General features: G+C 64.1%; 11 protein-coding genes. 6 read left to right on the top strand and 5 right to left on the bottom strand.

Translation table 11 applies throughout. The annotated features are described in order from the left end of the window. Nucleotide 1 precedes the first annotated feature (1 nt). The 3 genes from OOZ63_RS17835 to OOZ63_RS17825 are packed head-to-tail and all read left to right on the top strand — an operon-like array spanning nt 2 to nt 3,942. Nucleotides 2-1,564 carry a hydantoinase/oxoprolinase family protein gene (locus OOZ63_RS17835; RefSeq protein WP_266006941.1) on the top strand — a complete coding sequence of 521 codons (1,563 nt, stop codon included), beginning with the start codon at nt 2-4 and terminating at the stop codon, nt 1,562-1,564. Continuing rightward, nucleotides 1,561-2,646 carry a DUF917 domain-containing protein gene (locus tag OOZ63_RS17830; RefSeq protein ID WP_266006940.1) on the top strand — a complete coding sequence of 362 codons (1,086 nt, stop codon included), beginning with the start codon at nt 1,561-1,563 and terminating at the stop codon, nt 2,644-2,646. The genes OOZ63_RS17835 and OOZ63_RS17830 overlap by 4 nt, the downstream gene beginning before the upstream one ends. 15 nt (nt 2,647-2,661) lie before the next feature. Next, nucleotides 2,662-3,942 (top strand): cytosine permease, encoded by a 1,281-nt coding sequence (locus tag OOZ63_RS17825; protein ID WP_266006939.1) that lies wholly within the window; start codon nt 2,662-2,664, stop codon nt 3,940-3,942. A 454-nt stretch (nt 3,943-4,396) separates the two neighbouring features. On the opposite strand, the gene OOZ63_RS17820 is transcribed toward OOZ63_RS17825, so the two are convergent. The 3 genes from OOZ63_RS17820 to OOZ63_RS17810 are packed head-to-tail and all read right to left on the bottom strand — an operon-like array spanning nt 4,397 to nt 8,616. Continuing rightward, nucleotides 4,397-5,767, bottom strand: coding sequence for a hypothetical protein (locus OOZ63_RS17820; RefSeq protein ID WP_266006938.1), 1,371 nt, complete (start codon nt 5,765-5,767; stop codon nt 4,397-4,399). 10 nt (nt 5,768-5,777) lie between these two features. Beyond that, entirely contained in the window at nt 5,778-6,899 is a 1,122-nt protein-coding gene (locus tag OOZ63_RS17815) for a cell wall hydrolase (protein WP_266006937.1), read from the bottom strand. Between the two features lie 4 nt (nt 6,900-6,903). Next, complete coding sequence (locus tag OOZ63_RS17810; RefSeq protein WP_266006936.1) at nt 6,904-8,616, bottom strand: hypothetical protein; 1,713 nt, start codon at nt 8,614-8,616, stop codon at nt 6,904-6,906. A gap of 165 nt (nt 8,617-8,781) precedes the next feature. On the opposite strand from OOZ63_RS17810, the gene OOZ63_RS17805 reads away from it, so the two are divergent. Beyond that, the gene (locus OOZ63_RS17805) at nt 8,782-9,111 is read left to right on the top strand and encodes a hypothetical protein (RefSeq protein WP_266006935.1); all 330 of its coding nucleotides are present in this window, start codon (nt 8,782-8,784) and stop codon (nt 9,109-9,111) included. Between the two features lie 152 nt (nt 9,112-9,263). On the opposite strand, the gene OOZ63_RS17800 is transcribed toward OOZ63_RS17805, so the two are convergent. Beyond that, nucleotides 9,264-9,743, bottom strand: coding sequence for a transposase (locus OOZ63_RS17800; protein ID WP_416234748.1), 480 nt, complete (start codon nt 9,741-9,743; stop codon nt 9,264-9,266). Here OOZ63_RS17800 and OOZ63_RS17795 point away from each other — a divergent pair. Then, nucleotides 9,737-9,895 (top strand): hypothetical protein, encoded by a 159-nt coding sequence (locus tag OOZ63_RS17795; RefSeq protein ID WP_266006934.1) that lies wholly within the window; start codon nt 9,737-9,739, stop codon nt 9,893-9,895. The genes OOZ63_RS17800 and OOZ63_RS17795 overlap by 7 nt on opposite strands. Nucleotides 9,896-10,651: 756 nt before the next feature. Here OOZ63_RS17795 and OOZ63_RS17790 read toward each other — a convergent pair. Further along, nucleotides 10,652-11,245, bottom strand: a complete 594-nt coding sequence (locus OOZ63_RS17790; protein WP_266006933.1) for a TetR/AcrR family transcriptional regulator — start codon at nt 11,243-11,245, stop codon at nt 10,652-10,654. A 162-nt stretch (nt 11,246-11,407) separates the two neighbouring features. Here OOZ63_RS17790 and OOZ63_RS17785 point away from each other — a divergent pair, with 162 nt between their 5' ends. Then, nucleotides 11,408-13,054, top strand: a complete 1,647-nt coding sequence (locus tag OOZ63_RS17785) for an acyl-CoA synthetase (RefSeq protein WP_266006932.1) — start codon at nt 11,408-11,410, stop codon at nt 13,052-13,054. Nucleotides 13,055-13,173 lie beyond the last annotated feature (119 nt).

Here is a 13,173-nt window from a genome sequence, read left to right as displayed (position 1 = left end):
CATGATTCGAGTGGGAATTGACGTCGGTGGCACCAACACCGACGCCGTGGTGATGCGCGGCAGCGAGGTGCTCTTCGGGCTGAAGACGGCCACCACCGCCGATGTGATGAGCGGCGTGGTCAATGCGCTGAACGAGGTGGTGGCCGGTGCCGCCATCGAACGCGCCAGCATCGGCGCAGTGATGATAGGCACGACGCATTTCACCAATGCGCTGGTCGAGCGCCGGCGCCTAGCGCCAGTGGGCATGATCCGCCTGGGCCTGCCGGCCACCAGCGGCCTGCCGCCCACCTCGGCCTGGCCCGAAGACATGTTGGCCGCCGTACCTATGCATTGGCGCCTGGCCCAGGGCGGCTATGAATTCGACGGCCGCGAGCTGGGCACTTTGCAGCCCGAGCAGATCCGTGGCTTCGCGCAAGAGTTCGCGGCCCTCGGCCTGCGCGACGTGGCCATCTCCGGCGCGTTCTCCTTTATCAACGATGCGCAGGAACATGTGGCCGCGGCGCTGGTGCGCGAGGTGATGCCCGACGCGCGCATCACCCTGTCCTCGCAAATCGGCCGCATCGGCCTGCTCGAGCGCGAGAACGCGGCGATCCTGAATGCCTGCCTCGGCCCGCTGGGCCTGGACGTGGTGGCCGCCTTCGAGCAGGCGCTGCAAGACAGCGGCATCAGCGCGCCGTTCTACCTGACGCAGAACGACGGCACCTTGATGAGTGCCGAGCAGGCTGCGCGCTTCCCCATCTTGACCGTAGCCTCCGGGCCGACCAACTCGATGCGCGGCGCGGCCTTTCTGTCGGGGCTGAGCGACGCCATCGTGGTGGACATCGGCGGAACGACCTCGGATGTCGGCGTGCTGCAGGCGGGCTTTCCGCGCCAGGCCGGCATTGCGGTCGAGGTTGGCGGCGTGCGCACCAACTTCCGCATGCCTGATGCCTACAGCATCGGCCTGGGTGGCGGCTCGCTGGTCAATGCCGACATGACGACCTTGGGTCCGCGCAGCGTCGGCTACAACATTCACACCGAGGCCCTGGTGTTCGGCGGCCGCACCTTGACGGCCACCGACATCGCCGTCGCGGCGGGCGTCGCCACCGTGGGCGATGCGGCCAAGGTGGCGCATCTGGCTGCTGATGCTGTGCAGCGTTGCCATATCCGGCTGCAGCAGATGGTCTTCAATGCGGTCGAACGCATGCGCACCTCGGCGGCGGTGCTGCCGGTGGTCGTCGTTGGCGGCGGCAGCATCTTGCTGCGCGAGCGCGTCGGCGACGCGGTCGTGACGATTCCGCCCCACTTCGGCGTGGCCAATGCGGTCGGCGCGGCGATGGCCCAGGTCAGCGGTGAGATCGACCGTGTGGTGCGCCTGGAAGACGGCCTGACGCGTGAACAGGCGATTGCCCAGGTGCGCGCTGATGCCGAACAGAAGGCGGTGCAGGCCGGTGCCAACCCGCAAACCCTGACCCTACTCGACGTCGAGGAAGTGCCGCTGGCCTACATCGGCGGCAACGCCACCCGCATCCGCGTGCGCGTGATCGGCGACCTGAACGAAACTGCGACTGGAACTGCGGCATGACCCTGATCGAAGCAACAGACATGGAGGCCATCGCCATCGGTGGCGCGGTCTACGGCACCGGTGGCGGCGGTGACCCCTATCTCGGCAAGTTGCTGGCGCAGCGCGCGATCCGCGAGCACGGGCCCGTGCGGCTGATCGACATCGACGAGCTTGACGACGACGACCTGATCGTGCCGGTGGCCATGGCCGGCGCACCGGCCGTGATGCTGGAAAAACTGCCCGAGATCGGCCCGATGATCGCCGCGCTGCGCAGTCTCGAAGCGCTGCTGGGCAAGAAGGCCAAGGCCGTGATGTCGATCGAGGTCGGCGGGCTGAACTCGACGATCCCGTTCAGCATCGCAAGCGCCACCGGCCTGCCCCTGGTCGATGGCGACACGATGGGCCGCGCCTTCCCCGAGATCCAGATGACGCTGTGCACGCTTCAGGGCATTGCGGCCAGTCCGCTGGCCCTGGCCGACGAGAAGGGCAATGCGTTGACGATGAACACGATCAGCAACGCCTTCACCGAACGCTTTGTGCGCAGCATCACGATGGACATGGGCGGCTCCTGCTGCATGGCCATCTACCCGATGACGGCGGCGCAGGCGCGCAAGGCCCTGGTGCACGGCTCGATCACGATGACGCAGCGGGCCGGCCAGGCATTGTTCGATGCGCGCGCCCGGCACCTCGACCCGGTGGCTGAGCTGGTGCGCGTGACCGAGGGCTTCTGCCTGTTCAAAGGCAAGCTCTCCGATGTGCAGCGCACGACGGACGGCCGCTTCGGCCGCGGCGTGGCCCAGCTGCAGGGTCTCGACGACTACGCCGGCCAGCGCCTGCAGCTGCTGTTCCAGAACGAGTTTTTGATGGCGCGCACTGACGACGCCGTGCTGTGCACCACACCGGACCTGATCGTGCTGGTCGACCTAGAAACCGGGGAGCCAATCACTGCGGAGCAGGCCCGCTTCGGCCTGCGCGCTGCAGTGTTGGGCCTGCCCTGCGTACCGGCCTGGCGCACACCGCAGGCCATCGCCCTGGTCGGCCCCCGCTACTTCGGCTACGACCACGACTACAAGCCGGTCGAGCAAACGGTGATGGACCGCTGACCCATGCAGCAAACCTTGATAAACGCCCCCCGCGTCAGCGCCTGGCGCATCGTGCTGATCCTGCTGGCGGTGATGATCGCCCTGCCGGCCTTCGTGATGGGCGCCGAGCTGAGCCACGCGCTCGGTGCCGTCCGCGCGATCCAGTCCAGCCTGGTTGGCGGTGCCATCCTGGCGCTGATCGCGGCCCTGGCCGGTGCCGCTGGCGCGCACACGCGCAAGACCACCTACGAGCTGATCACCGATGCCTTTGGCGGCCATGGGGCACGGCTAGCCAATGGTGTGCTGGGCCTGAGCATCCTCGGCTGGTACGGCGTGGTGGCGATGATGTTCGGTCATGCGCTGGCCTCTGTCAGCCCGGCCCTGGCGAGCGCGCCGATCTGGGCCTTGGCCCTGGGAGGTTGCGTGCTGACCACGTTGACGGCGATGGTCGGCTTTCGGGCGCTCGATCTGCTGTCGGCCGTGACCACACCGCTGAAATTGCTGCTGCTGGTCTGGACCTTCATCGCCGCGCTGCGCGGTGGCCTCTCCCCGGTCTGGTCTTTCGTGCCGGCCACCGTCATGCCTATGGGCCTGGGCGTATCGATGGTGGCCGGTGGGCTGATGGTCGGGGCAGTGCTGTCACCCGACATCTGCCGCTTCGCCAAGTCGCCCCGCCGTGCGGCCTTGGCCTGTGCGCTGGCCTATGGCCTGGGCTTTCCTCTGGTGCTGACCTTGGCCGGCCTGCCCAGCCTGGCCAGTGGGGACAAGGACCTGGTGCGCATCATGTTGACCCTCGGCCTGGGCGTGCCGGCGCTATTGATCGTCGCGTTGACCGCTTGGTCCACCAACAGTTTCAACCTCTACGCGGCCTCCCTGATCGGCAGCACCCTAAGACCAGGCCAGCCACCCTGGCAGTTGACCCTGGTTGCCGGTCTCGTCGGCACGGTGTTGGGCCTGGCCGGCATCGGCGAGCTGCTGGTGCCCTATCTGCTGTGGCTGGGAGTATGCATTCCGCCGGTTGCCGGCATCTACCTCGTCCATGCGGTGCTGGCCCCAAGTGGGGCGGCCACCGCAGCGCGCTGGCGGGCCGACGCACTGATCGCCTGGGCGGTCGGCAGCACCTGGGCAGCGCTGGCACCGCGCTGGGGACTGGCATTGACAGCGGTGCCGGCACTGGACTCGATTGCGGTCAGCGCGCTGGTCTACGGGGTTATTCATCGATTGCTGCAACACCCTGGCGCAGGCATTCCAGTGGTAGTGAAGCTAGGGCGACGAACGACGGCTTCCACAGTGGACCGTTCGGCCGAGAAGTTCTAGCTTATTCTGCGGTGCAGGCTGGTTACAAAACCTCGGAGGAGGACTACCGCCAATGAAACCGGACACCAGGCCAGCCGACCGACGCGACGAGGAGACGCCTCGAGTCGGCCAGGCTACTCAACTTTCCAGAGTGACCAGGCAGCTTCGGGCACTTCGCTACCGTCCAGTTTGCACTGCTGAGCGACTGCCTGGCGTCGTGACCTCCAGTTCGCGGACTGCGCCGAGAGCTGCCGTTCGGCCTGGCCGGGCTCGAACTACCGGGTCCTAAGGCTGCGAGCTCACCTTACCCATCCGGAGCAGAACTTGGCGGCGCTCGAGCAGACCGCCAGAGAGCAGGCGCTAAAGGTTTGACATAAAAGGCGACGCTCGCCCTGCCGGGTGAGTGCCACACGGGATGCGCCACGTGAGCTATCTGTCCGAACGCGCACCGAAGCCAGGTGGTTCTCACGCCGCACTATGTCGGTGAACCGGCCGCAGCGTTCGCACCAGCTTGCCCGGTCAGCAGCGCCTGGACCCATCGTGCGCTCAGCTCGCCGGTTGCTGGCCACTTTTGAGCCTCTTGCCTTTGCTTGATCAAGTCTCGCAGCGCCTGGTCGATGATCGGAGTCAGCGCGTTTGGGCCCGTGACCCCCAGCGTCTTCTTGACCTGCAGTAGTTCACCATCGCTAATGCCCGTGGCTTCAAAGGTATTCAGGGCCCCGCGGAACGGCACGGCGGAACCAGGCGGGGACGTAGGCGATGCCGGGTTGGGCATGGCGCTGGCGCCCTGTGGGCTGGCGGAGGCCTTGCTGGCGGCGAGGTCAGCAGCCGCGTCGGGCTGCTGCGGCGCCGCGGCCTTCGCGCCGGAGGCGCGCAGCGGAGATAGCCGGCCGATCAGGTCGAACCAGAACGGCGCGCCGAACGATGCCGCAAGCGCGGTGAGCATCCAGCCCACAACCATCGAAAAGCCATCGAAAACGCCCGTGACCGGACGGCCACCAGACCAGCCGATGGGCAGGTTCAGGTCCTGCAGGTCCTTGGTGGCGGCTTGGAGATCCGCACGCCGGCGCTGCAGCTCGGCCTCCGGTGCCATGGCGGCTGAAGCCGAGAACGAAGTGGCGGCCGCCTTCTCCGCTCTAGCGACTTCCTCAGCTTTGGCGGCTTCGACCGCACGATCGGCCAAGGAGGAACGAAGTGCGGGTTGCGTCGCCAGGCTGGTGGCGATGTGGATGGCATCGATGTTCATGCCCCCTGCGACGAGCAAGCCGAGTGCGATCAACAGGACCTGGACACGGCGCTTGTACCAGCCACTGACGCGCTTCATGGTGTTGTCGTACCACGCCTCGATGGCGGCACGCACCTTGGCTGGATCACCCTGCGCCTCCAGCACCATCTTCTGAAGCAGCACCTTCAGTTCGCCGTCCGGCATCATCGCGACGGCCGTGCCCAAGTCATCGAAACGCCGGGAGCCTCCCTTCCATTGCTGGCCAATCGAATCGGCCAGCGCGTTCGCGAAGGTGCCGGCTTCCATGTAGCTGGGCTTTTGGTTGCCCGCGTCCGCAGTCGGTTGGCGAAACCCAGCAAGCCAGCGGAACAGCTCGATCGGGCCGAACTTGTCGGCAACCGTGCCTTGAATGAGCGGGTGCAAGCGGATGGCCAGGCCCAGTTGACAACCCGCATCGTCCGCTTTCGCGTTGGCCAGCAGCATGCTCTGCACGCCTTCCCATAGAGTCTTGCCCCGCAGGTTCAGGGCCGACGCCAACCATTCCTGCAGGCCGGTGCAGATCAACGCAACCAGCGCAAAGACCAATGACAGTCCGATCGTGATGTCGATGACCGTGCTCATGGAGATCTCGCTATTCGATATTGTTGTAGAACAGGTGGTTGCCGATGTCGGCACACGGCACCTTGCCGGTCGCCCATCGGGGCAGGATGGACTTGGTGTGATAGTGCGTCGCACCCAGCTTGCAATCCGTTGCCAGCAGCCCGTCTAGCGCTTCTTCAGCGACATCGCCGCAGATCTTGAAGCGCGTGTCGCTGGAGGTCACCGCCAGCAGTTTGGGCAGGTTGGGGTCATTGCCGTTCCAACACGAGAACTGCATTGGTGCCCGGCAGACGCCAACGATGGAGTTCCCCCACCAGTGCACCCGGCGATGCGTCGCCCGGTTGAGGATGACCGCCGCCACGGCCCGCAGTCCCGCGAGCTTCTCCCCGCGAGCCTCTCCCCAGAGCGTGCGTGCAAGCACATCGGCGGCCCGGGTTCGGTCGCCCACGATCTCGGCAGGAACGCCTACCGTTGCGATCGGCGGCGCCACGGTCGAGGGTGCGCCCAGGCCGTTCACCCAGTCAAGCTTGAAGGTGCGCATCAGCGGCTCGAGAGCCAGCAAGCGGCTGAAAACGCCTTCAGCGCCAATAAGCATACCGACGGCGGACGTGCCGTTGGTGAGCATGGCGCCACTGTCGCCCGGTTGTGCGTGCAGGGAAGCGCGCAGGCTGTCCTTGAAGGTGACTGCGGAAAACGTGCCGCCAAGCACGCCATACAGCAGAGGATCGCTGGCGCGCAGGCCGTCAAATCGACCGTTTACCCGGCCGCTGCTGATGCCGTCGAAGGAGAGGTCAGTGCTGTCGGGCAGAGACGCACAGTTGGCAGGTTGTTTCAGCGCCCCGGCGATCGCCCGCGCATCAGCGCTAGACAGCTCAATGAGTGCCGCGTCGTACTCGTTGCTGAATCCGTCGGCCTGCCGTTGCAGGTCGCACCAGAACCAAAGCTTTCCGGCATACCGGGTCGCGCCGTCCTCCAGCACAATGACGTCACCCGAACTCGGCGAGGCAGCGCCGGGCGCCACGAGCGGCGCGACGACGTGGGCCGCCGTGATAGCGATCCAGCGCTGCGCGCTGCCCATGTGCGTCACGCAGGTCAACGTGCCCGCCAGGGACTGAGCGGGGTCGATGCTTTGGTTCCAGACGCGGATCGCCATGAAATCACTTCAGAATCTCTTTTCCGATCGCCTCGGACAGCGTGCCGTCGGCAGGCAGGTCCCTTGCCTTCTTCCATTTGCTGATCTCTTCTCGGGTAGCGGCATCAAACACGCCGGTTGTCGGGACCTTCAACTTGAGCTGGTAGGTTTTCAGGCGCTCCCCTTGCAGCAGCGACTTCTCGAAGGAATTGCGCGGCGCTAAGATGCCGGGCGCTGTGACGGTGGCTGCTGGCGTCGAGGCGGCCGGGTTAGGCTGCACGGCGACGACTGCGGGTATGGTGGGGGGATCCTTGAGCGCTAGCGTCACCGTTGGCGCCGTGGTCTGGGGGGCGCCAGCCTGCGCCTTCTTCTTCACCTCGGCCTTCACAGCAGCTGCGCTATCCGCCTGGGCCGCCGCAGCATCGCCTGCGGTGGATGCAGCAGAGGCTGGTGCTGACGGTGCAGTGAGTTCGATCGGGATCTGCTTCTTGCTGGTTCGCGTCGCCGCTTCGATGGTCATCTCGGTAATGCCTGTCACGGCCTTCTTGTAGTTCACCTGCGCCAGCATGGTCTCGCCGGCCACGGTCTTGGTCAGGACAATGTCTGGATGGACCGCACCGGCCCACTCAACACTGGGAATGCCTGCTGAACTTCTGATGACGATCTGCTGGGTCTCACCCGGCGCGATGCGCACCGTGCCGCTCGGTGACACGCTGAGTTCGTCCTGCCTGGCCGCGACCTGGCAGGAGGGCAACGGTGGCACCGACTTGATCCCCTGTGCGACCTGGTCGAGCGCGAACCGCAATGAGGCTGTGCGGACATCGATCTCTTGGATGCGTCGACTGAGCGTCTGGATGGCCACCGAATTTTCGTCCCCCGCGACGCCGATTGCTGGTGCCTTCACCTCGCCCGGCGCTGCAGTCCGCGAGAACTTGCCACCAGGCACCAGCCGTTGAGCGTTGGTTGGCAAACTGTCAACGAGCGTCAGGATTGCGGAGAGGTCCGGCTCGAGCGTGCTGAGTTGCAAGTTCACCTCTGCAATGACGCTCTCGGTCGCTGCCCGTAAGTTGGCCGCAGCACTAGTGAGACTGCTCTGCGTCGAGGCCGCCTGCTGGTAGGCCAGTCGGGCGGCGGCAAGCGACGCGTCGCTGCGTGTCAGGAATGTTTGGAGCTGCGCATGGACGGTCGATTCCTGGGCGGGCGTCTTGTCCTTGATCGCGCGGACATCAGCTGTAGCCGCCTCGAGTGCGCCGGCCGCCTCGAAGTCCCGCTGAAGCGCGGTAATGCTCAGCCGATCCTCGACCTCGCCCGGCAGGCTGTATGGCGTCATTGCATAGATACTGCAAGACAGGGATTTCGCACCGGCCAGATAGATCTGTTCGCGCGCCGTGGATGTGTAGTAGCCGCCCAGGCCATACGCCGTGCCACCGATGAGTCCTTCCTTGAGCAATAGCCTTCTCGTGGATTCGCCCCCATCGCTGGCCACACCCTTGTAGAGCGCCATCGCACCAAGAGGCACGAGCAGCAGTGGCAGACCATTGCGCAGCTTCGCGCGGTCGCTGACAGCGTCGTAGTAGGCCTTGCGTTGAGCCGCTGTTGCCGTGATCGCCTTGGCCAGCGCAGAGTTCCTGGCGAGCCTCTCCTCAGGCAGGCCGGACGCGGCGGCACCATCAAGCGCATCGACCTCCTTGGCCCGCACGTAGGGATCGAGCAGGGAGCAGCCGCTCGTCGAGAGCATGACACAGGCCCATATTGCGCAGAGGGCTCGCTGCCTTGAGATGGACGTCACGGGAAGCCTGAAGTGAGCGACGAGGACTCATTCTTGGCATCGCCTCGCGTCACTGCATCCGCAGCTTTGAGGACGGCAAAGGTCAGGCCCTGCGGGGGAGTGAGGAGGCGAGCCGTGGCTGAAGGTACCAAGCCGTCAGCATCGAGCATCGCGCCGATCGGCAACCGGCGTATTTGCGCAAGGCAGCACGACCCGACCGGCCGCTTTGGGGCGGCCTATCTTGGGCCGCGGACGTCGCTTCAGCGTCGAGTCGAGCCCTTCGCGCCGGCAGGGACCGGTCGTAGATCAGGCGGTACCGTCCAGCGGGTGTGCGAACGGCTGCTGTCCGTCGCTTTCCTGCCGATCAACGCGGCACCGACCGCCGTTCCGAAGGTCGGCTTGGTGACGATCTCCGTGCGTACGTGCGCCGACGGCGACTGGCTCCTTACGCTGGAGGCCGTGTGATAACGCACCGGAAGACTGTGACGCTGTGACGCCGGCCCGAGCTTTCGGACTTCGACACGTAATTCGGATCGATTGGCGCGGACAGGGCGATTTGGCGATTCCGAGGGCCGCTGTGAAGCGCGCCTTGGCACCTCATTGACCGTAAACGGTGCCTAAGCACCCAGCAGTCGCATCGCCTTTTTGGTCCGCTCGAAGCAAAGGATGCTGAGGACACGTTTGAAGTTGTAGGCCAACACGCTCAGGCTCATCTCCGCCGCCACGTTCCGGATCCCGCGCATCAGGAAGTGCGTCCAGCCCATCCAATGTTTGAGAGTGCCGAAAACATGCTCAATGGTGCTCTTGCGTACCGTCATTGCCCTTGGCATTCGATCCAACCGTTGCTGCACCCTGTCCCTGACGGCCTCGTGTTCCCATCTCCTGATGCGCCGGTTCTCTCCCATGGTGCATTGCGCCTTCATCGGGCAAGCAGGGCAAGCACTCGCCCAGTAGGTGCGTATCTGTAGCCCCCTGTCGTCGCTGATATAGCGGTCGATGGCTCGCTGACCCGCTGGGCACTGATATTCGTCGGCGCGTGCGATATAGAGGAAGTCCGTCTTGTCGAATCTTCTGTCGGCCCTGGCATTGGATGTCATGGGCTTGGAAACAAGCGCGGCGTTCCCGGCATATCGCCCTCGAAACCAACGCGATCGCCAATGCGGTGCTCTACGCGATCGACCAGCCGAAGGACGTGGACGTCAACGAGATGATCATCCGCACGGTGCGAAGCGCCGGCCATGCGTTCTGAATCACACCAGCGCCGCCCCCGGAAGGGGCCGCGCTTGGCGCCATCGCTGGGCCGAATCTGATTGGCACGGCTGCTCAAACCACCGAGCTTGCACATGGTGCGCGATTTGAAGAGGCTGGCCTCGGGTAGCACTCTGCCGACCTGATTGCAGCGACGCTAGCGGACCTTGGCCAATGACCGGAAGTGACCGGATCCGTGAGTTGGCAGAAGTTTCTGGAACCTGACTTTGGGACCCAGCTCAAGCCCATCACAAGCCTGCTGACATGTGGATGTAGTGCCTCGAGAGCGCATCCTGTCGACCCTCAACTAGATGGGAGACCATGACCGAAATCGCCAATAGCCCAGTGAGCAGGTTGCCGTCCCGCACTATGAATGGTGCCCAGTTAGGCCGTTGCTCAAAAAGTGCGCCCGGTTTCCATCCAGCAGATTGTTTGCGCTTCTCCGGCCTACGTTACCGCAAACGGGTTCCGTCGGCGCCTCTTCAGGTGCTGAAGCACCGATAGCACAAGCTGTCGACAGCGAGCGCCCAGCCGCCCGGTACTGTGGGAGTTCGACATGAACGGAGAAGTCGTCTTCCAAGCCATGACTGCGGAGCTGTGCCACGGAGGCCCGGACGCAGAGATGCAGGCAGCTGCCTCCGGGTTGGAAATTGGCGAGGGTCGACGGCATCAACGCTGCGAAGCCCTTGCGCGCAGGAGTACTGGCGCTGTCCATCTCCATCAATGAAGGTTGAAGGTTGGCGTCAGATCGCCTTGCCTAGAGCGCAGGCAGACGCAAGCCCGATGCCAGAGTCCGAAAGCCGTCGACCGCTTTCTGGGAGGCTACGTGCGGATCCTCTGCGTTGGCAATCCACAGCGACGCCCCGAGCAACGCGCCCATGATCAGGCGAGCAGTGGCCGGGGCATCTACGGGCCGGATTGTCTTCTCCTCAATGAGTTTCTCGATGCTGCGCTGCGTGCTCATGATGCAAGAGTTCTGGCTGGGCCAGCGAGAAGGGTCCCCGAGCACCGCTGGCCCGTCAAGGAACACGATGCGCTGGATCTCTGGCTCGAGCGCCATCTGGATGTAGCCAATGCTTTCGTCGATGAAGCCATCCCAGTTCGTCTCTGCTTTTTCGACGATAGCGGTTAGCCGGGCTGTCATCTCTGCATCGATCTGCGCGATCACCGCCTGAAGCAAGCCCTTCTTGTCGCCAAAGTGGTGGTACAGGGCGCCGCGCGTGAGCCCCGCCTGGGCGGTCAACACGTCCATTGAACTGTCTGCGAATCCCTGTGTGGCGAAGGCTTCCCTTGCTGCTTTGATCAGCTTCGCGCGGGTCTCCAAGATCTTGTCCGAACGTTTCTGTGCCATGAAGTCCTCTAATTTACCTACGCCACGTATGTTAATTGACATGCGCAGCGTATGTGAACTAACATTCTCACATACGTTGCGTATGTCAAATGTCGACGGCACCCTGTAAAGGTGCTGCTCCCCCTTGGCCAATTTGGTCTTGTTTGCAACCGAGGATTCGCGATGAACATCTATGAGCAGGGACTCGACCGGAATGGCGCCAACTTCGCGCCACTGTCGCCGACGAGTTTCGTCGAGCGAAGCGCCGAGGTCTTCGGCGAAATGCCTGCCGTGATTCATGGCGATCGTCGTTTTACTTGGTCCCAATGCAGGGACCGTTCCGCCCGGCTCGCTGCTGCGCTGTGCGAGTTCGGCGTCCGAAGGGGCGATACGGTCAGCGTCATGCTCGCCAACACACCCGAGATGATCGAGGCGCACTACGCGGTGCCAGGCATCAATGCGGTACTCAACACGCTGAACACCCGGCTCGACGCAGAGCTGCTTGCTTGGCAGATGAATCACTGCGAGACGAAGGTGCTGATCACCGACAGCGAGTTTGCCCCGGTGATTCGGCAAGCGCTGGCCACACTCAGGCAGGTTCATGCGCGCACGCCGATCGTGATCGACGTAAGCGATCCCGAGTATGCAGGCCCGCATGAGTGCGTCGGCCAGTATGCATACGAGCCGCTTCTGGCAGCTCACGCGCCGATTACCAGGCTGCAAGGACCTGTCGACGAGTGGGACGCGATCGCCGTCAGCTATACCTCGGGCACGACCGGCGATCCGAAGGGCGTTGTGACACATCATCGCGGGGCGTACCTGAACGCGGTGTGCAACGTCACGGTCTGGACGATGCCCCACTTCGCGCGCTACCTCTGGACGTTGCCGATGTTTCACTGCAACGGTTGGTGCTTCCCCTGGACGATGGCGCTTCTGGGTGGGGTGCAGGTGTGTCTACGCAAAGCGGAGGCCAAGGCGATCTTCGCGGCCATACAAGATCACAGCGTCGGTCACTACAGCGCGGCGCCGATCGTGCACAACCTCTTGATCGCAACGCCGGCTGAAGACCGGCCCAAGATCGAGCACAAGGTCCGAGCGATGGTGGCGGGCTCCGCGCCGCCTGCCGCCATGTTCGAGGGAATGGGTCGACTTGGTATCGAGTTAATCCACGTCTACGGACTTACGGAGGTTTACGGACCCGCAGCCGTATCTTCCAAGAAGCCCTCCTGGGAGCGGGCCAGCCTGAGCGAGCAGGTTCGCTTGAATGGACGGCAGGGCGTTCGCTCCCCCCTGCAAGAAAGCATGACAGTGCGCGACCCGCTCACGCTACAGGAGGTGCCTGCCGACGGCGAAACCATTGGCGAGATCATGTTTCGAGGAAACATCGTCATGAAGGGCTACCTGAAAAATGAGGCTGGCACCCGAAGCGCCTTTGACGGCGGCTGGTTTCATACAGGTGACCTTGCGGTGCTCGAACCCGATGGCTACGTCAAGATTCGTGATCGCAGCAAGGACGTGATCATTTCAGGTGGGGAGAACATCAGCTCCATCGAAGTCGAGGACGTTCTTTATCGCCATCCGGCAGTCCTGTCGTGTGCTGTCGTCGCAAAACCCGACGCCCGATGGGGCGAGACGCCATTGGCATTCGTCGAATTGCGGCCCGGTGCCGCGGCCACGGCCGAAGAACTGATAGCTCACTGCAAAACGATGCTCGCGAAATACAAGATTCCGCGCGAGGTTCGATTCGAAGCGCTACCCAAAACGGCGACAGGAAAGATCCAGAAGTTCCAGCTCCGCCGCAAGGCCAGTTCAGTGGATGCGCTCGAATGAACGCGCCCAGAGCTCCCTAGCTTTTCCTGTCTTCCACATTACAGCGGCACCGATTCTGCCGCTCACTCTCCCCTACCGGTGGCGAGCGCATGCACACGTCCATTCGAGCGTCCACCCAG

The organism is Paucibacter sp. PLA-PC-4, from assembly GCF_026241155.1.
Classification (GTDB): Bacteria; Pseudomonadota; Gammaproteobacteria; order Burkholderiales; family Burkholderiaceae_C; genus Roseateles_E.
This window is presented reverse-complemented; position numbering and strand designations above follow the sequence as displayed.